23 protein-coding genes are annotated in these 23,858 nt (G+C 73.1%); 16 read left to right on the plus strand and 7 right to left on the minus strand.

The genetic code is table 11. The features are described 5' to 3' along the window. Positions 1–12: 12 nt before the first annotated feature. Entirely contained in the window at positions 13–1,194 is a 1,182-nt protein-coding gene (locus D5H75_RS32545) for an ATP-binding protein (RefSeq protein ID WP_119930416.1), read from the plus strand. Beyond that, positions 1,161–1,820 carry a LuxR C-terminal-related transcriptional regulator gene (locus tag D5H75_RS32550; protein ID WP_119930417.1) on the plus strand — a complete coding sequence of 220 codons (660 nt, stop codon included), beginning with the start codon at positions 1,161–1,163 and terminating at the stop codon, positions 1,818–1,820. The genes D5H75_RS32545 and D5H75_RS32550 overlap by 34 nt, the downstream gene beginning before the upstream one ends. 112 nt (positions 1,821–1,932) lie before the next feature. On the opposite strand, the gene D5H75_RS32555 is transcribed toward D5H75_RS32550, so the two are convergent. Then, complete coding sequence (locus tag D5H75_RS32555; protein ID WP_119930418.1) at positions 1,933–2,565, minus strand: response regulator; 633 nt, start codon at positions 2,563–2,565, stop codon at positions 1,933–1,935. Beyond that, entirely contained in the window at positions 2,562–3,698 is a 1,137-nt protein-coding gene (locus tag D5H75_RS32560) for a sensor histidine kinase (RefSeq protein ID WP_202638720.1), read from the minus strand. The genes D5H75_RS32555 and D5H75_RS32560 overlap by 4 nt, the downstream gene beginning before the upstream one ends. A 124-nt stretch (positions 3,699–3,822) precedes the next feature. On the opposite strand from D5H75_RS32560, the gene D5H75_RS32565 reads away from it, so the two are divergent. The 5 genes from D5H75_RS32565 to D5H75_RS32585 all read left to right on the plus strand — a co-directional run bounded on the left by D5H75_RS32565 (position 3,823) and on the right by D5H75_RS32585 (position 7,827). After that, positions 3,823–4,611 (plus strand): CPBP family intramembrane glutamic endopeptidase, encoded by a 789-nt coding sequence (locus D5H75_RS32565; RefSeq protein ID WP_147425345.1) that lies wholly within the window; start codon positions 3,823–3,825, stop codon positions 4,609–4,611. Positions 4,612–4,940: 329 nt separating this feature from the next. Then, positions 4,941–5,216, plus strand: coding sequence for a WhiB family transcriptional regulator (locus D5H75_RS32570; RefSeq protein WP_119930421.1), 276 nt, complete (start codon positions 4,941–4,943; stop codon positions 5,214–5,216). 12 nt (positions 5,217–5,228) lie between these two features. Next, positions 5,229–5,951 carry a hypothetical protein gene (locus D5H75_RS32575; protein WP_119930422.1) on the plus strand — a complete coding sequence of 241 codons (723 nt, stop codon included), beginning with the start codon at positions 5,229–5,231 and terminating at the stop codon, positions 5,949–5,951. Beyond that, complete coding sequence (locus tag D5H75_RS32580) at positions 5,909–6,625, plus strand: CPBP family intramembrane glutamic endopeptidase (RefSeq protein WP_119930423.1); 717 nt, start codon at positions 5,909–5,911, stop codon at positions 6,623–6,625. The genes D5H75_RS32575 and D5H75_RS32580 overlap by 43 nt, the downstream gene beginning before the upstream one ends. A gap of 500 nt (positions 6,626–7,125) precedes the next feature. Continuing rightward, positions 7,126–7,827, plus strand: coding sequence for a hypothetical protein (locus D5H75_RS32585; protein WP_147425346.1), 702 nt, complete (start codon positions 7,126–7,128; stop codon positions 7,825–7,827). Positions 7,828–7,923: 96 nt separating this feature from the next. Here the strand turns inward: D5H75_RS32585 and D5H75_RS32590 are convergent, their stop codons facing one another. Continuing rightward, a complete protein-coding gene (locus D5H75_RS32590) occupies positions 7,924–8,643 on the minus strand; it encodes a PIG-L deacetylase family protein (protein ID WP_119930425.1) in 720 nt (239 codons plus the stop codon). Between the two features lie 84 nt (positions 8,644–8,727). Between D5H75_RS32590 and pcrA the strand changes: the two genes are divergently transcribed. After that, positions 8,728–10,977 (plus strand): DNA helicase PcrA, encoded by a 2,250-nt coding sequence (gene pcrA / locus D5H75_RS32595; RefSeq protein ID WP_479688601.1) that lies wholly within the window; start codon positions 8,728–8,730, stop codon positions 10,975–10,977. Between the two features lie 106 nt (positions 10,978–11,083). Further along, positions 11,084–11,590, plus strand: a complete 507-nt coding sequence (locus D5H75_RS32600; protein ID WP_119930426.1) for a hypothetical protein — start codon at positions 11,084–11,086, stop codon at positions 11,588–11,590. 195 nt (positions 11,591–11,785) lie between these two features. Here D5H75_RS32600 and D5H75_RS32605 read toward each other — a convergent pair whose 3' ends face one another. Together D5H75_RS32605 and D5H75_RS32610 are read right to left on the minus strand one after the other, a co-directional pair. Beyond that, a complete protein-coding gene (locus D5H75_RS32605; protein WP_119930427.1) occupies positions 11,786–12,652 on the minus strand; it encodes a hypothetical protein in 867 nt (288 codons plus the stop codon). Between the two features lie 124 nt (positions 12,653–12,776). Beyond that, positions 12,777–13,703, minus strand: a complete 927-nt coding sequence (locus D5H75_RS32610) for an SCO4651 family lipoprotein (protein ID WP_119930428.1) — start codon at positions 13,701–13,703, stop codon at positions 12,777–12,779. Between the two features lie 305 nt (positions 13,704–14,008). On the opposite strand from D5H75_RS32610, the gene D5H75_RS32615 reads away from it, so the two are divergent. From D5H75_RS32615 to D5H75_RS32630, 4 genes are all read left to right on the plus strand, one after another. After that, complete coding sequence (locus D5H75_RS32615; protein WP_119930429.1) at positions 14,009–14,416, plus strand: coenzyme B12-dependent isobutyryl CoA mutase small subunit; 408 nt, start codon at positions 14,009–14,011, stop codon at positions 14,414–14,416. Positions 14,417–14,587: 171 nt separating this feature from the next. Beyond that, positions 14,588–15,784, plus strand: coding sequence for an ADP-forming succinate--CoA ligase subunit beta (gene sucC, locus D5H75_RS32620; RefSeq protein ID WP_119930430.1), 1,197 nt, complete (start codon positions 14,588–14,590; stop codon positions 15,782–15,784). Next, positions 15,784–16,659, plus strand: coding sequence for a succinate--CoA ligase subunit alpha (gene sucD / locus D5H75_RS32625; RefSeq protein WP_119930431.1), 876 nt, complete (start codon positions 15,784–15,786; stop codon positions 16,657–16,659). The genes sucC and sucD overlap by 1 nt, the downstream gene beginning before the upstream one ends. A 219-nt stretch (positions 16,660–16,878) precedes the next feature. After that, positions 16,879–18,354: a cell division protein PerM gene (locus tag D5H75_RS32630; RefSeq protein WP_119930432.1), complete on the plus strand. Its 1,476-nt coding sequence runs from the start codon at positions 16,879–16,881 to the stop codon at positions 18,352–18,354. Positions 18,355–18,390: 36 nt separating this feature from the next. On the opposite strand, the gene D5H75_RS32635 is transcribed toward D5H75_RS32630, so the two are convergent. After that, positions 18,391–18,807 carry a hypothetical protein gene (locus D5H75_RS32635; protein ID WP_119930433.1) on the minus strand — a complete coding sequence of 139 codons (417 nt, stop codon included), beginning with the start codon at positions 18,805–18,807 and terminating at the stop codon, positions 18,391–18,393. Positions 18,808–18,959: 152 nt separating this feature from the next. Between D5H75_RS32635 and purN the strand changes: the two genes are divergently transcribed. The 3 genes from purN to D5H75_RS32650 all read left to right on the plus strand — a co-directional run bounded on the left by purN (position 18,960) and on the right by D5H75_RS32650 (position 22,700). Continuing rightward, positions 18,960–19,565 (plus strand): phosphoribosylglycinamide formyltransferase, encoded by a 606-nt coding sequence (gene purN, locus D5H75_RS32640; protein WP_119930474.1) that lies wholly within the window; start codon positions 18,960–18,962, stop codon positions 19,563–19,565. 183 nt (positions 19,566–19,748) lie between these two features. Next, positions 19,749–21,314, plus strand: a complete 1,566-nt coding sequence (gene purH / locus D5H75_RS32645; RefSeq protein WP_119930434.1) for a bifunctional phosphoribosylaminoimidazolecarboxamide formyltransferase/IMP cyclohydrolase — start codon at positions 19,749–19,751, stop codon at positions 21,312–21,314. Positions 21,315–21,500: 186 nt separating this feature from the next. Further along, complete coding sequence (locus D5H75_RS32650) at positions 21,501–22,700, plus strand: lipase family protein (RefSeq protein WP_119930435.1); 1,200 nt, start codon at positions 21,501–21,503, stop codon at positions 22,698–22,700. Between the two features lie 158 nt (positions 22,701–22,858). On the opposite strand, the gene cydB is transcribed toward D5H75_RS32650, so the two are convergent. After that, a complete protein-coding gene (gene cydB / locus D5H75_RS32655; protein ID WP_119930436.1) occupies positions 22,859–23,830 on the minus strand; it encodes a cytochrome d ubiquinol oxidase subunit II in 972 nt (323 codons plus the stop codon). Positions 23,831–23,858: the final 28 nt, after the last annotated feature.

The raw sequence follows: 23,858 nt of genomic DNA on the forward strand, positions 1-23,858 counted from the left end.
TATGGCGGCATCATGCGTGAGGTGCGGGAACAAGAGGGCGGCCGGATGGTGCGGGCCGCCGAGGGCCGGTTGCTCGTCGGGGTGTGCCAGGGCATGGCCCGGCAACTGCGGCTCGACCCCGTCGTGCTGCGGCTGGCGTTCCTGCTGCTGACGGTGCTGGACGGGGTGGGCGTGCTCGCGTACGCGGCACTGTGGATCTTCACCCCCAGCGAGCCGTACGAGGGCGAGGAGCCCCGGCGCGACTGGTCGCAGTTCGCGGCGTACATCGCGCTGGGGGTGGCGCTCGGGGCGATCTCGACGCTGACCGGCGCGGGGGCCGGCGGGGTGGCGTTCTGGCCGCTCGCGGTGGGCGGCATCGGCGCGCTGATCCTCTTCCAGCAGGCGGACCCGGCGCAGCGGCAGCGGTGGATGAGCTCCACCATGGGCCAGACGCGGCAGGCCTGGCTGCGGATCCTCGCCGGGGTCCTGCTGATCGCCGGCGGGCTCGTCGGGTTCCTGGCCGCCAAGGGGGAGCTGGTCCGGGCCTCGTCCGGGCTGCTGTTCACGGTCGTCGTGGTCGCCGGGATCGCGCTGGTGGCCGCGCCCTGGCTGATGCGGCTGATGGCCGAGCTGCGGCGGGAGCGGCGCGAGCGCATCCGGCAGGAGGAGCGCGCCGAGATGGCCGCCCACCTGCACGACTCGGTGCTGCACACGCTCACGCTGATCCAGCGCAACGCGAACGACCCCCGCGAGGTGGCCAGGCTCGCCCGGTCCCAGGAGCGGGAGCTGCGCAACTGGCTCTACCAGCCGAGGCAGGACGCCGACGCCACGCTCGCGGCGGCCGTACGGCGGATCGCGGCCGAGGTGGAGGACGACCACGGCATCCCGGTCGAGGTGGTGTGCGTGGGCGACTGCCCGCTGGACGAACGGCTCGGCGCGGCGCTCCAGTCCACCAGGGAGGCGCTGGTCAACGCGGCCAAGCACGCCGAGACCCCGGTCATCTCGGTGTACGCCGAGGCGGAGCCCGAGGAGGTCACCATCTTCGTGCGCGACCGCGGCAAGGGCTTCGACCTCGCCGACGTGCCCGAGGACCGCATGGGCGTGCGCCAGTCGATCATTGGCAGGATGGAACGCAACGGCGGATCCGCCCGGCTGCGCACGTCCCCGGGCGAGGGCACCGAATGGCAGCTGACGGTCAAGAGGGAGCAGGCATGAGCGTTCGAGTGGTGATCGTGGATGACCACCGGCTGTTCCGGTCGGGGGTGCGGGCCGAGCTCGGGGCGGTGGTCGAGGTGGTGGGGGAGGCCCACGACGTGGACTCCGCCGTCGCCGCGATCGGGGAGCTGAAGCCCGACGTGGTCCTGCTCGACGTGCACATGCCCGGCGGCGGCGGGATCGAGGTGCTGCGCCGCGCGCTCTCCACGGGCTCGCGGTTCCTCGCGCTGTCGGTGTCGGACGCGGCCGAGGACGTCATCGGCGTGATCCGGGCCGGGGCGCGCGGATACGTCACCAAGAACATCTCCGGGAGCGAGCTGACCGACGCGATCGTGCGCGTGGCCGAGGGCGACGCGGTCTTCTCGCCGCGGCTGGCCGGGTTCGTGCTGGACGCGTTCGCCTCCACCGAGGCCCCGCCCATCGACCCCGAGCTGGACTCCCTGACCCAGCGCGAGCGCGAGGTCCTGCGCCTGATCGCCCGCGGCTACGCGTACAAGGAGATCGCCAAGGAGCTGTTCATCTCGGTCAAGACCGTCGAGACCCACGTCTCCTCGGTCCTGCGCAAGCTCCAGCTCTCCAACCGCCACGAGCTGTCCCGCTGGGCCACCGCCCGCCGCCTCGTCTGACCCGCCCCGGCCCCGCCCACGCCGTACGGCCGGCGGGGCGCGCTCATGCCGTACGGCCGGGGCTCATGCCGTACGGCGGGGCGCGTGCGCCGGCAGGGGAGGGCGGCGCGGGTCAGCCCTCGGAGAAGTGCAGCGCGAGCTGGGTGCGGTCGCGGAGGGCGAGCTTGCGGAGCGTGCTGCTCACGTGGTTCTTGACCGTGCCCTCCGTGATGCGGAGCGCGGCGGCGATCTCCCGGTTGGACGCGCCCCGGGCGACGAGCGCGGCCACCTCCAGCTCCCGCGCCGAGAGCCGCCGGTCCCCGGGCGCGGGGGCGCGCCGCGGCGGCGTCAGGGCCAGCTCCGACACCAGCCGCGCCGCGACCGGCCCGTCCAGGACCGTCTCGCCCTCGTGCGCCTTGCGGACGGCGGCGACCAGCTCCTCGGGCGAGCAGTCCTTGAGCAGGTAGCCGCGGGCGCCCGCGCGCAGCGCCCCGAAGACGTACTCGTCCTCGTCGAACGTGCTCAGGACCAGCGCCGCCACCGAGGGGTGCTCCGCCGTCAGCCGGGAGATCAGCGCGACTCCGTTCATGCGCGGCATGCGGGCGTCCACCAGCGCCACGTGCGGCCGGCACCCGGCCACCAGCGCCAGCGCCTCCTCCCCGTCCGCCGCCTCGCCCACGATCTCGACGCCGTCCTCGATCTCCAGCAGCTTGCGCAGCCCCTCGCGGATCAGCACCTGGTCGTCCACCAGGAGCACGCGGATCACGACCGCGCCGCCGGGAGACTCGCGCGCACCTCGAACCCGCCGCCGTCCGCGTCGCCCGCCCGCAGCGTGCCGCCCGCCGCGCGCACCCGCTCGGCCAGCGACGACAGGCCGAAGCCGTACGCCGCGGACCCGCGCTGCCGGTCGTCCCCGGCCCCGTCGTCACCCACGACCAGCGTCACCTCCCGCGTCCCGAAACTGAGCCGGGCCGTGACCCGCCGGGCCCGGGCGTGCCGCAGCGCGTTCGTCAGCCCCTCCTGGAGCACCCGGTAGAGCACCAGCTCCGCGTCCGGGTCCAGGCGGCGTTCGTCCCCGTCCACCTCGAACGTCACGCGCACCCCCGTCCCGTCGAACGACCGCGCCAGCCGTTCCAGCGCCGCGCGGCCCACGTGCCCGTCCAGGGCCAGCGGCCGCAGCGCCCGGACCCAGCGCCGCGCGTCGGCCAGGGCCTCGGCGGTCATCGCCTTGGCCTGCCGCACCTCCGCCCAGGCGTCGTCCGGGCGGCGGTCGCGGAACCGCTCGGCGTTCTCCAGCCCCATCTTGATCACGGTGAGCTGGTGCCCGATCGAGTCGTGCATGTCCCGCGCCATCCGCGCCCGCTCCTCGGCGACGGTCAGCTCCCGGACGCGTTCGAGCAGCCGCTCGGCGTCCTCGCGCCGCCGCCGCGCCTCCCGCATCGCCGCCGCCATGCCCAGCACGAACGCCGACATCAGCGACATCCACACCGTGTCGGTCGCCGCGATCTCCCAGGTCTGGCCCAGGAGGAGGGGCATCGTGAGGAAGGACGCCGTGAAGTAGGCCACGAGCACCCCGGCCGCCACGCGCGTGCCGTACACCAGGGCGATGTTCGCCATCGCGAGCAGCACCAGCGCGGCGTGCGTGCGGCTCCAGACGTGCCCGATCAGGGTGGCCGCGACCAGGAAGGCGAACGCGACGGCCTTGCGCCGCGGGCTCGCCGCCGGGGACCACGCCAGCGCCGTCCACAGCCCGGCGACCACCGCCATCAGCGCGCCGAAGGCGGCCAGGACCTCCGGCGGGGCGGGGACCATCAGGCGCAGCACGACCGTCGTCAGGAACACCAGCCAGAACACCGCGTGCAGCAGCGGGGGGCGATCCGGATCGCGAAACAGCGCCACGCCCCGCACCCTAGTCAACGCCCGTCCGCGCCCACATCCGCCGCGGGTCCCATGACGAAGGTCATGCCTGATTCGTCCGCGGGCCCGATGTCCCCGGCGGGGACGCGCGCCTAGCGTCGCCGGCATGCGCAGACTCACCCATCCGCTGTGGGCGTCCCTGATCACGGTCGCCGCCATGTTCGTCTCCGTGCTCGGCAGCGGCCTGCTGACCATGGCGCTGCTCGGCCGCTCGACGGCGTTCCAGATCGTGTACCCGATCGCCACGACGGTCGTCGCGCTCACGCTGGTCGCCCTCTACCGCAAGTACGCGACCAGGGAGCCGTGGGCCGAGGTGGGCCTGCGGTGGAACCGCCGGGCGTTCCCCCAGGCCGTGGCCGGCGTCCTGGTCGGCATGGGCGCCGTCGTGGCCTCCTCGGCCGCGGCCGTCGCCCTGGGCGCCGCCGAGTGGACGCCCTTCCTGGGCGGCGAGGACCTGGCCCTGCTGCCGCTGATCCTGGCGATCCCGGTGCTGGGGCAGGCGTTCCCCGAGGAAGTGCTGTTCCGCGGGCACCTGTTCGGCACCCTGTCCCGCTCGCTGTCGCCGGCGGCCGTCCTGCTGGTCACGTCGGTCGTGTTCGGCGCGTTGCACATCATCTCCAACAGCGCGGCGGAGGGGACCGGCGAGAAGCTGCTGTACGTGCTCCAGGCGGTCGCGCTCGGCCTGGCGTGCGGCGCGTCACGGGCCCGGACCGGCGCGGTCTGGATGTCCGCGGGCGTCCACGCCGGCCTCCACTTCGCGGTGCGGCTCTTCCCCACCCGGGAGATCCACTACGACGTGCAGCTCCTCCTCCTGATCGCCGCGATGACCCTGGGCGCCGCCCTCGTCCTCCACTGGCCCCGCCGCCGCGCCCCCGCCCCCGCCCCGTCCGCCTGACCTCCCGTCCCGCCTGACCTCCCGTCCCGCCTGCCCCCCGTTCCGCCTGTCCGCCTGCCCGCCCGTCCGCCTGCCCGCCGTACGGCCCGCGCCCGCCGTACGGGCCGCGGCGGGCGTGAGCCGTACCAGGTCAGACGGGGCCGGACGCGGGGCCGGGACGCCAAGACGGCGGCAAGTCGGCGACTGGGGGAGCGCCGGAGACTACCTCGCGAGGGGGAGTCCGAGGGCGTGGCCGTACGCCGCGGGAAGGTGGTGCGAAGCCTTCCCGCGGCGGATGCCCGGCATGACCGTTCCTCCTAGCGTGATCGGTATTCGATGGAGGAGGGGCGATGGCCGTCGGGAACGAATGGTCGAAGCGGGCGGCGTGCCAGGGAGCGGACCCGGAGATCTTCTTTCCGCTCAACGTGCTCGCGGCCGAGCAGGTCGGGCGGGCCAAGGAGATCTGCGCGAGGTGCCCGGTGGTGCGGGAGTGCCACGCGTTCGCGCAGCGCACGGGCCAGGCCGAGGGCATCTGGGGCGGGATGACGCCGCAGGAGAGGCGCATGTCCCGCTTTCCGGTCGGATGGCGGCAATCGCGGCGCAAGTCGGTCACAAGCGCCGCGTGACACCGTCCCCGGGTGGGAATCTTCGGAGACGGCCGGCTGAGGTCGGTGCGCAAGGGCCCGAGCGTGCTCCTGCCGTACGTCGTGGACGCGCCCGGCCTGCTCGAATACGTGCGGCTGATGGACCCGGACGCCTACCTCGACGGGGACGTGATCCGCGCGGCGGGCGTGCTGACCGTGCGGGGGCCCGTGGACATCCCGCCGGGGACGGACGGCGTCCCGCCCGGCTGGCCGGTCGGGTTCCACGTCGCAGGGCCCCCGGCGACCGGGAACCAGCTCCGGCGGGGCCTGGCGGCGCGGCTGGCGGGCCTCTGCCACCCGCCCGCGCCGCCCGAGCACGACGTGGACCTGCTGGAGATCGGCGGGGCGTCGCGGGCGCTCCCGGCCCGGGACCTGATCGCGCTGCTGGAGCCCTGGTTCCCGGGGCTGCGCTGGGACACGGCGGGGGACCCGGCCGAGAGCTACTGGCTGACCGGGGACTCCTCGCCCGTCGAGGTGTACTTCGAGCGCGACGGGACCGCCGACGGGAGCCACGTCTACGCGTTCGCGATGCGCGACGAGGACGAGCGGCCCACGCGCGAGCTGATGGCCGAGGTGGGCGCGGCGGCGGCCCGGATCGTCGCCGTGGCCGGGGGCGTGCCGCGCGACGTGAACGACTTCGTCATCCGCGGGCCGGAGGACCTTAACCTGGTCGAGTGGCTACCCGCAGCGCCCTCTGGCAGTCCCTCGCCGTCCTGACCGCCGCCAACGTCCTCAACAACCGCCTGGCCCCGCGCCTGTACGTTCCCACCTCCGTGGCCGCCTCCGCCGCCCTCGTGGCGATCGCCCGCCGCGACGGCTGCACCTGGGAGGACCTGGGGCTGGGCGCCGCGAACGCCCGCCGGGGCCTGGCCGTGGGCGGAGCCCTCTTCGGCCTCGTCGGCGCGGCCTACGCCGCGGGCGCCGCGCTGCCGGCCACCCGCCGCTTCTTCCGCGACGAGCGCGCCGCGAAGCTCACCCCGCGCGCCCTGCTCACCGAGGCCCTGGTCAACGTCCCCTTCGGCACCGTCCTGCTGGAGGAGACCGCGTTCCGCGGCGTGCTGTACGGCATGCTCCGCCGCACCCACGGCCACACGGCGGCCAGCGCCGCCTCCTCCGCGCTGTTCGGCCTCTGGCACGTCCTCCCCGCCCAGGGCCTGGTGGAGCAGAACCCCGCGTACAGCGAGATGGTCGGCGGCCTCGACCGCGCCAAGGTCGTGACCGGCTCGGTGGCCCTGACGGCGCTGGCGGGGGCCTTCTTCTGCGAACTCCGCTCCCGCACCGGCAGCCTCCTCACCCCCGCCGCCCTCCACCTGGCCACCAACACCCTCGGCTACGCCTTCGCCTGGACCCTGAACCGCCCCCCGGCCCCCAGCCGAAAGCCCCTCCCCTAACCTTCTCCCCACCGCCCGCCCCGCGCAGCCAGGCACCATGAGCCGCGCCGTGTGGCCCCCCGCGATTCCCGCCTCACGGCTCCGCCTCGTGGTTCGCGTGACGTGCTCCGCGCCGTGCGGCCCCGCCTCGTGGCTCCGCCGCGCAGCCCGGTCCCGCGCCTCCGCCCGCCTGGATCGCGTGCGACCGTGCCTGTCCCCGGACCCCCGGCGGTCCCCGCTCCGGAGCGCGTCGGGCGGCCCTCCATTCCCCGGCCCGCCGGGCGGTTCGACCTCCGGGTCCGCCGGGCGGCCCCATCCCCGTGATCTCGCGATTCCGTGCCGGGGCTTGCGCCACGGGAGGTGTCGGGGACGACGGGGGTGGGCGCGGAATCGCGAGATCACGGGAAGGTTCTTGGTGGGGTTTGCTGGTTTTCGGGGGAGAGGCCCGACCTTGCCGATCTTCTTCGGGGGTGGGGGTGAACTGGCTATTATGGGCGGCTCCGACGACGGGAGGAGTCCGGGTGCGAGTTCGGATCGGGGCCGTGGCGGGCCTGGTCGCCCTGACGGGGACGGTTGCGGCCTGTGGCACAGAGCAGGGACCGGGTGCGGTGGCGGCGTCGCCCACCACGTCGGCGTCGCCCACTCCCACCGCGGTGGCCACCGCCGCGCCGGCGGAGACGCCGGGTCCCGAGTCGTCACTGCCATCCGTGCCGCCGGCCTCCGCGGACGACGCCTCCACCTGGCACGGGATCTCGATGCGCCTGCCCGAGGGGTGGAAGCTGCGCGGCGTCAACGCGACGAACGCCGAGGTGCTCCCGCCCGGGCGCGACAAGTCCGGCGGCCCGGCGCTCAACATCAAGCAGTTGCTGGAGCCGTACGAGCGGACCGACTGGCCCGCCAAGCGCCTGAACGAGAAGGACGGCTGGGTGCCGGGCGACCCGGCGCACTGCATGGCCCCCGGCTCGACGGACTCCGACCTCGCCGACGTGGCGGGGTCCAAGCTCGTGAGCAAGTCGAGCACCCGCCGCATCGGCGGGCCGCGCCTCGACTACCGCGAGTGGGAGGTGCCGTGCAAGAACGGCAAGAGGTTCACGGTCAAGGTGTGGCTGGCCGCGCCGGAGAAGGTCGTCTTCTACACCCTCGCCGCCGACCCGAAGCACTCCACCGCGTACGACGAGATCGTCGGGTCCGCCGACCTGTCCCGCCAGCGCCAGCCCCGCTGACCCGGCCCTGGGCGTACGGCGGGCCGCCCGCCGCGACCCGCCGTGCCACCGCCGCCCGTCGCGGGAGGGGCGGGGCGTGAGCCGTACGCCGGGGGATCAGGCGGTGTCCACGACCTGGAACGCCTCGGCGAGGCGGCCCGCGGGGAGGCCGGCCCGCTCGGCGTTGGCCGACAGCCAGGGGCGGAGGAAGCCGGCCACGTCCTCGATGTGGCCGGTCTGGCTCTCGTGGGCGCGGAGCGCGGCGACCTTCTGCTCGAAGGTGTCGGTGATGTCCACGAAGTGGTCGGCCGTGGGCCCGCCCGACAGCCACACCTCGCGGACCGTCCACGCCGCGAGGCCCTCCTCCAGGAGGAGTTCGGGGAAGGCGTACGGGTTCCGGGCGTCGGGGTAGACCGCGTCGAGCGCCGCCGAGCCGACCGCGCGGTGGTCGGGGTGGCTGGGCGCGATCCGCGCGTAGTCGCGGTCCGGGCTCTGGGTCAGCACCAGGTCCGGGCGCACCTGGCGGATGACGCGGGTGATGTCGCGGCGCAGCCCGAGCGTGGCCTCGACCACGCCGTCGGGATAGCCCAGGGAGCGCACGTCGGTGACGCCCACGGCCTTGGCGGCGTTCTCCTGCTCGGCCCGGCGCAGGGCCGCCATGCCGCCGTGGTCCACGAGCCGGTCGAAGCCGCCCGCGTCGCCGTCGGTGACGACGCAGTAGACGACCTCCACCCCGCGGCGCGTCCACGCGGCGACCGTGCCGGCGGCGGCGAAGTCCACGTCATCAGGGTGGGCGGTAACGACCAGGACCTTCTTGACCTCCGCGTCGTCCAGCATGTTCTCCATCCTAGGGAGGACGATCCGTACACCGGCGGGAGTGATCGGGGAGAGGATGCCGGCGGACGGCCATACCCTTGGAGGGTGCCCACCCGAACCCATCACAACCCGCTGCTCGACGGTCTCAACACCCAGCAGCGCGAGGCCGTGCTCCACGAAGGAAACCCGCTGCTCATCATCGCCGGGGCAGGTTCGGGGAAGACCAAGGTGCTCACACACCGCATCGCCCACCTGATCTCCGAGCGCGGCGCCCACCCCGGCGAGATCCTGGCGATCACCTTCACGAACAAGGCCGCCAAGGAGATGAAGGAGCGGGTCGACAAGCTGATCGGCCCCCGCTCCCGGGCCATGTGGGTGATGACGTTCCACTCGGCGTGCGTGCGCATCCTGCGGTCGGAGGCCAAGCGGCTGGGCTACCCGGGCAGCTTCACGATCTACGACCAGGCCGACTCGCAGCGGCTCATGGCGATGGTCTGCCGCGAGCTCGACCTGGACCCCAAGCGCTACCCGCCCCGGTCGTTCTCGGCCCAGGTGTCGAACCTGAAGAACGAGCTGATCGACTACGAGTCGGCCGCCGACCAGGCGAGCACGCACCTTGAGCGCACGCTCGCCCAGGCCTACCGGGAGTACCAGCAGCGGCTGCTCCAGGCCGGCGCGATGGACTTCGACGACCTGATCATGCTCACGGTCACGGTCATGCAGCTCTTCCCCGAGGTGGCCGAGCACTACCGGCGGCGGTTCCGGCACGTCCTCGTGGACGAGTACCAGGACACCAACCACGCGCAGTACGTCCTGATCCGCGAGCTGGTGGGCCGCCCGGAGCTGCGCACGGCCGACGGCGACGTGGTGCGCGAGGGCGCGGTGGCCCCGGCCGAGCTGTGCGTGGTGGGCGACGCCGACCAGTCGATCTACGCCTTCCGGGGCGCGACGATCCGCAACATCCTGGAGTTCGAGCGCGACTACCCCGACGCGCGCACGATCCTGCTGGAGCAGAACTACCGCTCCACCCAGAACATCCTGACCGCCGCGAACGCCGTCATCTCCCGCAACACCTCGCGCAAGCCCAAGAACCTCTGGTCCGACCAGGGCGCCGGGCCCAAGCTCATCGGATACGTCGCGGACAATGAGCACGACGAGGCCATGTTCGTCGCCCAGGAGATCGACAAGCTCTCCGACGACGAGGGCGTGCGGCCGCGTGACGTCGCCGTGTTCTACCGGACGAACGCCGCCTCCCGCGTGTTCGAGGAGATCTTCATCCGCTGCGGCCTGCCGTACAAGGTCGTCGGCGGGGTGCGGTTCTACGAGCGCAAGGAGGTCCGCGACCTGCTGGCCTACCTGCGCGTGCTGTCCAACCCGGCCGACACGGTGTCGCTGCGGCGCGTCCTCAACGTCCCCAAGCGCGGCATCGGCGACCGGGCCGAGGCGATGCTGGAGGCGTTCGCCTCGCGGGAGCGCGTCGCGTTCCGGGACGCGATCGCGCGCGTGGACGAGGTGCCGGGGCTGGCCACCCGCTCGCTCAACGCCGTGAAGGACTTCGCCGCGCTGCTCGACGAGCTGGGCGCGGCCGCCGCCGAGACCCCGCCGGCCGAGCTGGCCGAGATGGTGCTGACCAAGACCGGCTACCTCGCCGAGCTGGAGGCCTCCGACGACCCGCAGGACGAGAGCCGGATCGAGAACCTCCAGGAGCTCGTGGCCGTGGCCCGCGAGTTCGAGGAGGCCAACCCCGAGGGCACGCTCGTGGACTTCCTGGAGCAGGTGTCGCTGGTGGCCGACGCCGACCAGATTCCCGAGGGCGGGCAGGAGAGCGACGGCGTGGTCACGCTGATGACGCTCCACACCGCCAAGGGCCTGGAGTTCCCCGTCGTGTTCCTGTCCGGTATGGAGGACGGCGTCTTCCCCCACATGCGCTCCCTGGGCGACCCCAAGGAGCTGGAGGAGGAGCGCCGGCTGGCCTACGTCGGGATCACCCGCGCCCGGGAGCGCCTCTACATCACCCGCGCGACCATGCGCAGCACCTGGGGCGCGCCCGCCGCCAACCCGCCGTCCCGGTTCATCTCCGAGGTCCCGGCGGACCTGCTCGAATGGCGCAACGACCCCCGCCGCACCCCCAAGACCGCGGCGGTGAGCCGCGGCGGCGCCACGGCCGCCTCCCGCGCCGCGCGCGTCGTCCCCTCCCTGCAGGTCGGCGACCGCGTCACCCACGACTCGTTCGGCCTCGGCACGGTCACCGCCGTCGAGGGCGCGGCCGAGAAGACCCGCGCCAAGATCGACTTCGGTGGCGACGTGGGAGAGAAGACCCTCCTCCTCGCCTACGCCCCGGTGGAGAAGCTCTGACCCGCGCGCCCGCACGGCCGGCGGCGCCCCGCCGCCCGCCGTGCGGGCACGGGCCCCACTAGTCGGCCGAAAACGATCGGCAAGTGGGGGCCGCCAGGCTGGGCGCATGACGACGGTACGGCGGCGCATCGCCGCCCTCACAGCCCTCCTCGCGGCGCTCACGCTGATCCACGCGGCGCCGGCGCGCGCCCAGGCCCCGGGCGACCTGCTGGTCCGCCTCATCAGCGTCTACGCCCAGGACATCTCCGAGTCCGGGCACGACGAGCTGTACCTGCTCCGGCGCGGCAACGGCCTGGTCTGGCCCGGCGAGTACCCCGGCATCAGCACCGCGCAGAACGACTGCATCGTCTTCGACTCCTCCCGCGCCGACTGCCCGGAGGGCAGCAACGTGCGGGCGGCCGGAGACCACAACATCAACTGGGCCAACCTCGTCGTCGCCCCCAACACCCAGCTCACGCTGGAGCTGTGGGACGAGGACCTCGTCGGCGACGACAAGCTCGGCTCGCTCGGCCTCACCGCCGTCGAGGGCCGCCGCTGGGACCTCACCTGGGCCAAGAGCGGCGAGTACAGCTACCGCTTCTCCGTCGCCGTGATCAGGAGCCCCTACCCCTGACCCCGGACGCGCCCGTGCGGGCGTGCGGGCTCAGGCCGTACGGCGGGCGCGGGCCCGGGCCGTGCGGGCTCAGGCCGTACGGGCTCAGGCCGTACGGCCCGGGGCGCGGGCGAACGGGCACGGGTGAACGGGCACGGAAAGGGAAAGGGCGCGCCCCGGGGTGGGGGGCGCGCCCTTTCTCGGCGAACGAGGCGGTCAGAGACGCTCGACCGTGGTGACCAGGCGCGGCATGCCGGGCAGGTTGGGGATGTTCCCCGGCCCGCGGTCCTTGAGGTCGTCCTTGTCGGCGACCTCGGACTCCGGCGGGGCGGCGATGGAGACGGGCTTGCCCCAGGCGTAGTAGGTGGACTCGAAGGTCATGGTGCCCTTGACCCGCTTGTACGTGTAGTCGTAGCTCGCGGTCATGCGGGTGGGGAGCTGGTCCGCGCCGACCCAGAGCTTCCAGCGCACCGGGGTGCGGCGCTGCTGGGCGGTCATGGTGATGCCGGCCGACTTCTCGCGGAAGCTCTTGGAGAACTTCTGCAGCTCACCGACGGTGATGCTGCCCGCGTAGCTGTACTTGCCGACCTTGCGGCCGCCGCGCGCGAGCACGGTCTTGAAGGTGCCGGGCTCCAGCACGTCGATCAGGTCGGCGGTGTTGATGTCGCCGTAGCTGCCGGGGTTGCGGTGGACCCGCAGCCACTTCTTGTCCGGGGGCAGGACCTTCTCCAGGCCCCCGCCGGTGATGTAGCTGGCGCCGTTGATCGTGATCACGCGGCTGGCCGGGGCGAGCTGCCCGAGCGCCGCGACCGTCATCTTGGTCGTGCGGTCGGACGCCACCGGGCCGTACCTGCCGACGCGCACCTTGCCGCTCTGGTGCGTGCGGGCGAGGACCTGGCCCGAGCTCCGGAAGGTCATCCAGTGGGACGACCGGAGCGAGGTGCCCTTGGAATACTGCTTGGCCAGGGCCTCGACCGGGCCGCTCGGCTTCTTCGGCGCGACCGCGGCCTCGGCGGCGTACGCCTGTGAGGCCCCGAGCGTGATCAGCAGGGCGGCGGACCCCACCGTGAGCCAGCGTTTCATGACACGTACTCCTCGTTCGGGAGGACGCCCGTACGGCCGCCGCCGGGCCGTACGGGCGTCATCTGAAGGTGGTGAACGGGTTTCTCAGGAGCAGTGGACCGCTATGAGCCGGCGGCGGCTCGGGTCACTTCTTGTCGATGAAGAGCTTGGGCAGGAAGCGCGGGTTGCCGAAGCTCTCCTGGCTCTCCTCGTCCTTGCCGTCGCGCAGCTCGTCGAGGGTGGCGACCAGCTCGGCCGGCGGGGCGACGATGCTGACCGGCGCGCCCCACTTCTTGAACTGCTCGATGCCCTTGATCAGCGGGGCCTTGTCGCCCTTGAGGCCCATGCTCGTGGTCAGGCGGACCGGGAGCTGGTTGGCGTCGGCCCACAGACCCCACTTGACGATGGTCTGCTTGGCCTCCTTGCCCTTGGCGTCCCGGCCGAGCGCGTCGCGCAGGGTCTTGGACACCTTGGCGAGCTCGGCCACGGTGGCCGAACCCGAGTACAGCGTGGTCTTCTTGACGCCGTCGACCGCGCCGCCGGGCTTGACCGCCGACTTGGTCACGAGGTACTTGGCCACGCCGGGCTCGAAGACGTCCACGAGCCCGAAGGCCGACCCGCCGGAGATCTGCGTGCCGTGCAGGTCCTTGCCGGTGACCTTCAGCCAGGTCTTGCCCGCGGGCAGCCGGTCCTTGAAGATCGGGCTCTGCAGGTAGGCGGTGCCGTTCAGCAGGATCGTGCGGGACGCGCCGAGGAGCGGGAGGACCTCGGTCCCCTTGTCCGCGCGGGAGGCGGCGGCCTTGGAGGTGGTGTCGGCGGCGAAGACGCCCTTGGAGTTGAGCTTGAGGACGCCCGACTCGGAGACCGTCAGCTTGACGCCGTCGCCGAAGTCCATGGTGGCGTTCGCGTTGCGGGTCAGGGTCGTGCCCTTGGCGAGCGCCTTGGCCAGGGCCTCCACCGGGTTCTTGGGGGCGGGCGCCGGCTTGGGGGCGGCCGACGCGGCCGGGGCGGCGGCGAGCCCGAGGGCGGGAACGATGACCGCGGAGGCGGCCAGGGTGGTGAAACGCTTCATCAGAGAGTTACCTCTCCCCGTCAGAGGGGTGCTCGACTGCTAGGGACGGCCGAAATCATGCCGCGCTTTCGTCTCAGGGGCATCACGATTTGACCCATGTAACTTGGAAAAGTTATGAGATCGCGGTTTTCGGCCACTGGAGAGCGGGAAGCCCGGTGCCGTCGGGGCTCACGCCGTACCGATGAATTGGAGATAAATGCTTCTCTGAGGTATTTGTCCGGTTCCTTGAGTGACCATTCGGCGAGGTCCCGGAGCGGCCCGGGCGGGTGTGGAGCGGGGGATAGGCGGCGGTTAGGCTGCCGTCCATGAGTGCCCTGGCAAGGATTCGCGTGGTCATAGCCAAGCCCGGTTTGGACGGGCACGATCGCGGCGCCAAGGTCGTCGCCCGAGCCCTGCGCGACGCGGGCATGGAGGTGATCTACACCGGCCTCCACCAGACGCCGGAGCAGATCGTGGACGCCGCGATCCAGGAGGACGCCGACGCGATCGGCCTGTCCATCCTGTCCGGCGCGCACATGACCCTCTTCGCCCGCGTGATGGAACTGCTCGCCGAGCGCGACGCGGAGGACATCGTCGTCTTCGGCGGCGGCATCATCCCCGAGGCGGACATCCCCGAGCTGGAACGGCTCGGCGTGGCCCGCGTCTTCACGCCCGGCGCGACCACCACGGAGATCGTCGACTGGGTCCGCGGCGCCCTGACGGCGGCGGCATAGCCTGGTTCGTGGGGGTTCGCCCAGTCCTGCGCCACCTGGCCGCCGGTGAACATGGACCCTCCGGCATATTCACACCCGCCCGACGGCTAGGCTTCACCAGCGGAAAAGAGCCACGCACACCAGTAGGCGCAAGGCAAGCAACAAGACCTATAAAGGCAAGGACGGACCCTCGTGGACCTGTTCGAACACCAGGCGAAGGAGCTCTTCGCGGAGTACGGCATCGCGGTGCCGCGCGGTAAGGTCGCCCACACCCCGGAGCAGGCTCGCGCGCTGGCGGAGGAGTTCGCCGCCGCCGGCTCCTCCCGGGTCGTCGTTAAGGCGCAGGTGAAGACCGGAGGCCGCGGCAAGGCCGGCGGCGTCAAGGTGGCCGACGACGCGAGCGACGCGTACGGCAAGGCCACCGACATCCTCGGCATGGACATCAAGGGCCACACGGTCCACAAGGTCCTGATCGAGGAGGCCAGCTCCATCGCCCAGGAGTACTACTTCTCGTTCCTGCTCGACCGTGCCAACCGCACCTTCCTGGCCATCTGCTCGGCCGAGGGCGGCATGGACATCGAGGAGGTCGCGGCGACCACCCCCGACAAGGTCGCCAAGATCCCGGTGTCCGCGCTGACCGGCGTGGACCGGGCGCGCGCCCGGGAGATCGCCGAGGCGGGCGGGCTGCCGGCCGAGGCGCTGGACGGCGCCGCCGAGCTGATCGAGAAGCTGTGGATGGTGTTCGTCGACGAGGACGCCACCCTGGTCGAGGTCAACCCGATGATCCTGACCTCCGACGGCCGCGTGATGGCGCTCGACGGCAAGGTGACCCTCGACGACAATGCCGCGTTCCGGCAGGCCGACCACGAGGAGCGGTTCGCCGACAAGGCCGCCGAGGACCCGCTGGAGGCCAAGGCCAAGGCCAAGGACCTCAACTACGTCAAGCTCGACGGCACGGTCGGCATCATCGGCAACGGCGCGGGCCTGGTCATGTCCACCCTCGACGTCGTCGCGTACGCCGGTGAGGAGTTCGGCGGGCAGAAGCCGGCCAACTTCCTCGACATCGGCGGCGGCGCCTCGGCCGAGGTGATGGCCGACGGTCTGGACATCGTGCTGTCCGACCCCGACGTCAAGAGCGTCTTCGTCAACGTCTTCGGCGGCATCACCGCCTGCGACGCGGTGGCCAACGGCATCGTGTCGGCGGTCAAGCTGCTCGGCGAGCGCGGCGAGACGGTGGACCGGCCCCTGGTCGTGCGCCTCGACGGCAACAACGCCGCGCTGGGCCGGCAGATCCTCACCGACGCGAACATCGCGGTGGTGGAGCAGGTGGACACGATGGACGAGGCGGCCCGCAGGGCGGCCGAGCTTGCCGCGGGGAGCGTGCGGTAATGGCGATCTGGCTCAACGACAGCAGCAAGGTCATCGTGCAGGGCATGACCGGCTCGGAGGGGACCAAGCACACCCGCCGCATGCTGGCCGCTGGCACGAACATCGTGGGCGGCGTGAACGCCCGCAAGGCCGGCACGACCCACGAGGGCCTGCCGGTGTTCGGCACCGTCGCCGAGGCGATGGAGCGGACCGGCGCGGACGTGTCGGTCGTCTTCGTGCCGCCGAAGTTCACCAAGGACGCGGTGATCGAGGCCATCGACGCGGGCATCGGCCTGTGCGTGGTCATCACCGAGGGCGTCCCGGTGCACGACACCACCGCCTTCTGGGCGCACGCGGTCGCCACCGGCAACCGCACCCGGATCATCGGCCCGAACTGCCCCGGCATCGCCTCCCCCGGCAAGTCCAACGCGGGCATCATCCCGGCCGACATCACCACCGAGGGCCGCATCGGCCTGGTGTCCAAGTCCGGCACCCTGACCTACCAGCTCATGTACGAGCTGCGTGACATCGGCTTCTCCACGGCCGTGGGCATCGGCGGCGACCCGGTCATCGGGACCACGCACATCGACTGCCTCCAGGCGTTCCAGGAGGACCCCGAGACCGACGCCATCGTCATGATCGGTGAGATCGGCGGCGACGCCGAGGAGCGCGCGGCGGCCTACATCGACCAGCACGTCACCAAGCCGGTCGTGGCCTACGTCGCGGGCTTCACCGCCCCCGAGGGCAAGACGATGGGCCACGCCGGCGCCATCGTCTCCGGTTCCTCCGGCACCGCCCAGGCGAAGAAGGAAGCGCTGGAGAAGGTCGGCGTCCGCGTCGGCAAGACCCCCAGCGAGACCGCGCGCCTCATGCGCGAGATCATGAAGTCCCGCTAGGCGACAGCCGTACGGCCGCGCCCCGGCTCCCCTCGCGGGGGCCGGGGCGTCTCCGTCTCCGCGCGCGGGCCACGCGGGCGCGAAAGCGCGGGATCGGCGCGGGGGAGGGCCGGGCGGGGACGCGGGGGAGGGCCGGGCGGGGACGCGGGGGAGGGATACGCGCGACACGCGTGGTTCGTACCGGGTTCCTGGGACCCGGGGCTGCGACCATTGGGTAGCGTGACCGCCCTTATCGAGCAGATCCGGAGCGCGGCGGGGCTGCCCGGCGAGTCCGGGGACGACGAGCCGCGCCGCCCGTTGCCGGTGTCCGGGTTCCTGGCGGCGGTCTGGACGCTGGGCGTCGGCCTGGCCGTCCTGACCACGATCACGCTGCTCGGCTGGATCGCCTCGCCGAGCGGCGGCCTCGGCCCCGGGCTGCCGGGGGTCTTCAGCACGTCCGCGCAGTTGTGGCTGGTCGCCCACCACGCCGGGTTCGCCATCAAGGGCGGGACGGTCGGCCTGCTCCCGCTCGGGCTCGCCGCGCTGCCCTGCTGGCTGCTCTACCGCGCCGGGGTGTGGATGGCGCGCGACGCCGAGTTCCGCCGCCCCGCGCCGCAGGACCGCCGCGCGCAGTGGAGGCTGGTGCTCCAGGGCGGGGTCTCGCTCGGCGCGCCGTACGCGCTGCTGGCCGGGCTGCTCGCGCTGATCGCGCGGAACCCGCTCACCACGCCGTCCGTCGGGCAGGCCCTGCTGGGCCACTTCGTCATCGCGTTCGCCGGCGGGGCGATCGCCACCGGCCGCACGCTCGGCCCCTGGCGCTCGATCATGCGGCTGCTGACCGAGCGCGCCCGGTCCCTGGCCGCCGGCGCCGCGTGCGCGGTCGCCGTACTGCTGGGCGGGGGGTTCCTGCTGGTCGTGGTCGCGCTGGCGGCCAACCTGGGGCAGGCCGCGGACCTGTCGTCCGTGCTCGCGCCCGGTTTCGTGGGCGGCGTGCTGCTGATCCTGATCCAGCTCCTCTTCCTGCCCAACGCCGCGATCTGGGGCATGTCGTACGTCCTCGGACCGGGGTTCGCCGTCGGCGCGGGCACGCTGGTCGCGCCGACCGGGGTCAGCCTCGGCGGGGTGCCCGCGCTGCCGCTGCTGGCGGCGCTGCCCGAGCCGGGACCGGCGTCGCCGTGGGCGCTCGCCGTGCTGGCCGTGCCGTTCGCGGCGGGGATCGCGGGGGGCGTCACGACGATCCGCATGCTGCCGACCCCGGCGCTGGAGGCGGCGCCGCTGTGGGGGTTCGTGGTGGGCGTGTGCGCGGCGGCGGCGGCCGCGGCGCTGGCCGCGCTGTCCGGCGGGCCGCTGGGCGGGGGGCGGCTGGCCGAGGTGGGCCCGTCGCCCTGGCAGGTGGCGTTCAGCGCCGCGCTGGAGGTGGGCATGGGCGCGGCCGTCGGCGCGGGCCTGTGGAACTGGTACCTGATCCGGCGCTCGGCCGGCGCGTCACCGGGGAAGGCGGCCAGGGCCGCGACGGCCGTACGGCGGATCGCCAGGGCGGGGCAGCGGGGCGGCGGCGCGCACTGGATGGACGCGACGGAGGCGGACACGCAGCCCATCCCCGTGGTGCGGGTGGATCCGCCGCAGACGCGCCCCAGGTCCGACATCGTGGACGAGTCGGACGACCGGGGCGGGCACCGCATCTACCTCGACCCGTACGCCTGGGACCGGGACTGACGCGGTCCCGGCCACGAGACGCCTGGTTGCGGGGGGTTACGGGCGGAACGGGAGGTTCAGGCTGCCCTCGGGGAGGCTGAACTTCTTCTCGAACGCCTTCTCCAGGCCGTCCACGCAGGCGTTCTCCGCGGCGATCGTGTTAGCGCCGGTGACGCAGTCGTTGTAGGCGACGACCTCGTTCCACATGTACGCCTGCGTCGCGAGGGCCGGGATGCCGATGACCAGGCCGATCACCGCCAGCACGATCGCCCAGCGGGCGGTGGCCAGCCGGTGGCCGTCGCGGCGGGCCCGGCGGCGCGCGCGGAGGCCGATGAGGAGCGCGAGCACGTCGAGCGCGAGCCCGACGGGGAGCATCACCACCGTGAGGACCAGGCCCGCGACTCCGAGCAGCAGAGACCTGCGCCCCTCGGTCTCGACGGGCTGCTGGGTGGGCGTCTGCCCGAGTGTCGCCAACCTGACCTCCTCCTTCGCGCGGGGGACCGATATGGTGACCGCGACGGATCGGAAGCACGCAGCACGCGTGCGCCCGCACTCCAGTGTGCCCGCTGACGCCGTGTGCACCGTCCACGCGCGTCCACAGCCCGCCTCAGCCCCGAGGAGTAGCCCTGTCCGCCCGGCTCGTCGTGCTGGTCTCCGGCACGGGAAGCAATCTGCAAGCACTGCTCGACGCCTGCCGTGACCAGGAGTACGGCGCGAGCGTGGTGGCCGTCGGCGCGGACCGCGCCGGCATCGAGGGGCTGTCCCGCGCGGAACGCGCCGGGGTGCCCGCCTTCACGGTCAGTCTGTCCGATCATCCTACGCGCCCGGACTGGGACCGCGCGCTGGCCGGCGCGATCGCCGAGCACGAGCCCGATCTGGTGGTCTCGGCCGGGTTCATGAAGATCCTGGGCCCCGCGGTGCTGAGCCGCTGGCCGGTGGTGAACACGCACCCCGCGCTGCTGCCGTCGTTCCCCGGGGCCACCGCGGTCCGCGACGCCCTGGCGTACGGCGTGACCGTGACCGGGTGCACGGTCCACCTGGTGGACGAGGGCGTGGACACCGGCCCGGTCATCGCGCAGGAGGTCGTGCCGGTGCTCGCCGGCGACGACGAGGCGGCCCTGCACGAACGCATCAAGCACGTCGAGCGCGCGCTGCTCGTCGAGGTCGTGGGCCGCATGGCGCGCGAGGGCTGGACCGTCTCCGGCCGCAAGGTCCGCATCGGCGCCCCCTGACCGCCCACCGGCGGCCTCCCACCCGCCGGCCCCGGCAGCGGTCCGCCGCGTCCCGGGGCCGGCGCCAACCGAACACCGCAGCGTCACCGAACACCGCAGCGTCACCGAACACCGCAGCGTCACCGAACACCGCAGCGTCACCGAACACCGCAGCGTCACCGAACACCGGAGAGGATCTTTCACGTGACCCGCATCGCCATCCGGCGCGCACTGATCGCGGTCTACGACAAGACCGGGCTGGAGGAGCTCGCCCGGGGCCTGCACCAGGCGGGGGTCGAGATCGTCTCCACCGGCGGCACGGCGGCCCGCATCGCCGGGCTGGGCGTGCCGGTCACGCCCGTCGAGCAGGTGACCGGCTTCCCCGAGTGCCTGGACGGCCGGGTCAAGACGCTGCACCCCGCCGTGCACGCGGGCCTGCTCGCCGACAGCGGCAACCCGGCGCACGTCGCGCAGCTCGACGAGCTGGGCATCGCGCCGTTCCAGCTCGTGGTCGTGAACCTGTACCCGTTCCGCGAGACCGTCGCCTCGGGCGCGTCCCCGGCCGAGTGCGTCGAGCAGATCGACATCGGCGGCCCGGCGATGCTCCGCGCCTCCGCCAAGAACCACGGCACGGTCGCGGTCGTCGTGGACCCCGGGTCGTACGGCGAGGTGCTCAAGGCGGTCGAGGCGGGCGGGTTCACGCGGGAGGAGCGGGCCCGGCTCGCGGCCGGGGCCTACGCCCACACCGCCGCCTACGACGTGGCCGTGGCCTCCTGGTTCGCCTCGGCGTACGCCCCCGACACCGAGGCGGCCGAGTCGGGCTGGCCGGACGTGGCCGGCGCGGTGTGGACGCGGCGGGGCACGCTGCGGTACGGCGAGAACCCGCACCAGAAGGCCGCGCTCTACGCCGACGCGGGCGCGGCCCCGGGACTGGCGCAGGCCACGCTGCTGCACGGCAAGCCGATGTCCTACAACAACTACGTGGACGCCGACGCGGCGCGGCGCGCGGCCTACGACTTCACCGAGCCCTGCGTGGCGATCATCAAGCACGCGAACCCGTGCGGCATCGCGGTCGGCGCGGACGTCGCCGAGGCCCACCGCAAGGCGCACGAGACGGACCCGGTGTCGGCGTACGGCGGCGTGATCGCGGTCAACGGCGAGGTGTCCCTCCAGCTCGCCGAGCAGATCTCCGGGATCTTCACCGAGGTCGTGGTGGCGCCGTCGTTCGCGCCCGAGGCCCTGGACCTGCTCACCCAGAAGAAGAACCTGCGCCTGCTGGAGTGCGCCGCGCCGTCCGCCCTGCCCCGTGCCGAGTGGCGGCCGATCTCCGGCGGCGTGCTCATGCAGTCCGCCGACCTGATCGACGCCGCGGGCGACGACCCGGCCGGCTGGGAGCTGCGGGCGGGCGAGCCGGTCTCGGAGGAGGTGCTGGCCGACCTGGCCTTCGCCTGGCGCGCCTGCCGCTCGGTCAAGTCCAACGCGATCCTGCTCGCCTCGGGCGGCGCCACCGTCGGCGTCGGGATGGGCCAGGTCAACCGGGTGGACTCCGCCCGCCTCGCGGTCGCCCGCGCGGGTGACCGGGCCGCCGGGTCGGTCGGGGCCAGCGACGCGTTCTTCCCCTTCGCCGACGGCCTCCAGGTCCTCGCCGAGGCGGGCGTGCGCGCGATCGTCGAGCCCGGCGGCTCCATCCGCGACGACGAGGTCATCGCCGCCGCCGAGGCCGCGGGCATCTCGCTCTACTTCACCGGCGCCCGCCACTTCTTCCACTGACGGTCCCGGCCCCCGGCCGCCTGTCAGGTCCGGTACGGCTCCCGCCCGGCGTGAGCCGTACCGGACGCGCCCCTGGCCCGCCCATGGGCCAGGGGATGTGTTGTACGTCACATGAGCAGTCGCGTGCCGCTTTGTATGAGGGGCGTGAATAGCCCGTGATGTCGCTTTCGCGGAGCATCTGCGGGCATGAGACGACGTTGGGCGCGATTCTTCGCAGCGTTTCTCCCGGCGGTCTGCGTGGCCGCCGCCCTGGTGCCGCCCGCGCACGCGGCGCCCCCCCAGACCCATCCCTTCTACCAGCCGCCGTCGCCGCTGCCGCCGGGGAACCCCGGTGACCTGATCCGGCACGAGGAGATCACGGCGTACGCGGACCCCGCCAAGACGCTCAGGCTCGACGCGCACTCCTGGCGGATCATGTACCACTCGACCAGCGCGACCGGCGAGCGCATCGCCGTCACCGGGTCGTACTTCGTCCCCAAGGGCATCTACCTGGGCAAGCGCCCGCTGGTCGCCTTCGCGGTGGGCACCAAGGGCCTCGGCGACCTGTGCGCGCCGTCCTGGGGCCTGACGCTCGGGCAGGACTACGAGGGCCTGGCGATCAAGTCCTACCTGGAGAAGGGCTGGGCCGTGGTCGTCACCGACTACGAGAAGCTCGGCACCCCCGGCGACCACACCTACATGGTCGGCCAGTCCCAGGGCCGCGTGGTGCTCGACGCCCTGCGCGCCGCCGTCCGCTTCCCCAGGTACGGCGCGCGCCCGGACGCCCCGATGGCCGTCGTCGGCTACTCGCAGGGCGGGGCGTCGGCGGGCTGGGCGGCCCAGCTCCACCCGTCGTACGCGCCCGAGCTGCCGGTGAAGGGCGTGGCGGCCGGAGGCACCCCCGCGGACCTGGACGCGGTGGCGAAGTCGCTCGACGGGAGCCCGTTCTTCATGTTCCTGGCGGCGGCGGCCGTGGGGCTGACCAGCGCCTACCCCGAGCTGCCGTTCGAGGAGCACCTGAACGAGAAGGGCCGGGAACTGCTGGAGGACGGCCGTGACGACTGCCTGGCCGAGGCCATCCCCAAGGGCATCGGCAAGCGGATGTCGGACTTCGTGGACGTGGACCTGCTCAACACCCCCGCCTGGCAGGCCCGGCTGAAGGAGAACCGCCTCGGCGGCGTCGCCCCGGCGATGCCCGTGCTGATGTACCACTCGCTGATCGACGAGATCATCCCGTTCGCCCAGGCGAAGACGCTGCGCGCGGAGTGGTGCGGCAAGGGCGCGAACCTGGAGTGGCGGCAGTACCTCCGGGGCGAGCACGCCGCCCTGATGTACACCGCGCTCGGCCCGACACAGCAGTGGATCGAGGACCGGCTCAAGGGCCGCTCCACCGACGGCAACTGCTGACCCGGCGCCCCACGCCCTGACACCCCCGGAGAAACAGGTGGCCGCCCCCCGAGTGCCGGGAGGCGGCCACCTCGCCGCGTGCGCCCCGCCCCGCCGGGACCGCCGATCCCCAGGTCCGCGGCGGGCCCGCCGTACGGCGGGGCGGGGCGCACGGGCGGTCAGGCGACCAGGCGCTTGCGGAAGACCCAGTAGGTCCACGCCTGGTAGGCGAGCACGAACGGCACCAGCACCAGCGCCGCCCAGCTCATGATCGTGAGCGTGTACGGCCCGGCGGCGGCGGCCTCGGCGGTCAGGTCGTACGCCGGGGAGATCGAGGACGGGAGCACGTTCGGCCACAGGGACAGGAACACCGTCACGCTGGTCAGGACGATCCCTCCGGCCGTCGCGGCGAACGCCCATCCGTCCCGCTGGAACCAGGTGAGAAAGGTGGCGGCCCCGAGTGCGACGATCGCGCCCAGGCCGAGCGTGGCGGTCAGGTCGTCGCCCTGCTCCCGCTGGATGACCAGCAGCAGCGCGGCGACGACGGGCACGGCCCCGGCCGCGGCGGCCAGCGCGGCGCGGCGGGCGCGGCGCCGCAGCGGGCCCTCGATCTTCAGCGCCAGGAAGACCGCGCCGTGCAGGGTGAACAGGGCCAGCGTGGCCGCGCCGCCGAGGAGCGCGGCGGCGTCGGGGGCGCCGAGCCGGACGACCCCCTCGGCGTCGATCGGCACGCCGCGGACCATGGTCGTGAACACCGAGCCCCAGACGAACGCGGGCACGAGGCTGCCGGCGAAGATGCCCCGGTCGCACCAGGCGCGCCAGCGGTCGGAGTCCACCTTGGACCGGTACTCCAGGGCGACGCCGCGCAGGATCAGCGCCACGATCACGGCGAGCATGGGCAGGTAGAAGCCGCTGAGCATGCCGGCGTACCAGGCGGGGAAGGCCGCGAAGCTGGCCCCGACCGCGACGATCAGCCAGACCTCGTTGCCGTCCCAGACCGGCCCGATGGTGCCGAGTACGGCGCGGCGCTCGTGCTCACGCCGCCCCAGCAGCGGCAGCAGCACGCCGACGCCGAAGTCGAAGCCCTCCAGCACGAAGTATCCGGTCCACAGGAAGGCGATGGCGACGAACCAGATGGTGGTGAGTTCCATGGTCGGCCCTTGTCAGAAGTCTCAGAGG

Origin of the sequence: Bailinhaonella thermotolerans, from assembly GCF_003594875.1 — a bacterium.
Classification (GTDB): domain Bacteria; phylum Actinomycetota; class Actinomycetes; order Streptosporangiales; family Streptosporangiaceae; genus Bailinhaonella; species Bailinhaonella thermotolerans.

What these genes read in the sequence shown, in the direction of transcription:
- sucD (WP_119930431.1), top strand. Translation starts at nt 15,784, where the DNA reads ATGGCGATCTGGCTCAACGACAGCAGCAAGGTCATCGTGCAGGGCATG.
- D5H75_RS32565 (WP_147425345.1), top strand. Translation starts at nt 3,823, where the DNA reads ATGCGCAGACTCACCCATCCGCTGTGGGCGTCCCTGATCACGGTCGCC.
- D5H75_RS32600 (WP_119930426.1), top strand. Translation starts at nt 11,084, where the DNA reads ATGACGACGGTACGGCGGCGCATCGCCGCCCTCACAGCCCTCCTCGCG.
- D5H75_RS32545 (WP_119930416.1), top strand. Translation starts at nt 13, where the DNA reads ATGCGTGAGGTGCGGGAACAAGAGGGCGGCCGGATGGTGCGGGCCGCC.
- cydB (WP_119930436.1), bottom strand. Translation starts at nt 23,830, where the DNA reads ATGGAACTCACCACCATCTGGTTCGTCGCCATCGCCTTCCTGTGGACC.
- D5H75_RS32550 (WP_119930417.1), top strand. Translation starts at nt 1,161, where the DNA reads ATGGCAGCTGACGGTCAAGAGGGAGCAGGCATGAGCGTTCGAGTGGTG.
- D5H75_RS32650 (WP_119930435.1), top strand. Translation starts at nt 21,501, where the DNA reads ATGAGACGACGTTGGGCGCGATTCTTCGCAGCGTTTCTCCCGGCGGTC.
- D5H75_RS32610 (WP_119930428.1), bottom strand. Translation starts at nt 13,703, where the DNA reads ATGAAGCGTTTCACCACCCTGGCCGCCTCCGCGGTCATCGTTCCCGCC.
- D5H75_RS32605 (WP_119930427.1), bottom strand. Translation starts at nt 12,652, where the DNA reads ATGAAACGCTGGCTCACGGTGGGGTCCGCCGCCCTGCTGATCACGCTC.
- D5H75_RS32590 (WP_119930425.1), bottom strand. Translation starts at nt 8,643, where the DNA reads ATGCTGGACGACGCGGAGGTCAAGAAGGTCCTGGTCGTTACCGCCCAC.
- D5H75_RS32570 (WP_119930421.1), top strand. Translation starts at nt 4,941, where the DNA reads ATGGCCGTCGGGAACGAATGGTCGAAGCGGGCGGCGTGCCAGGGAGCG.
- D5H75_RS32615 (WP_119930429.1), top strand. Translation starts at nt 14,009, where the DNA reads ATGAGTGCCCTGGCAAGGATTCGCGTGGTCATAGCCAAGCCCGGTTTG.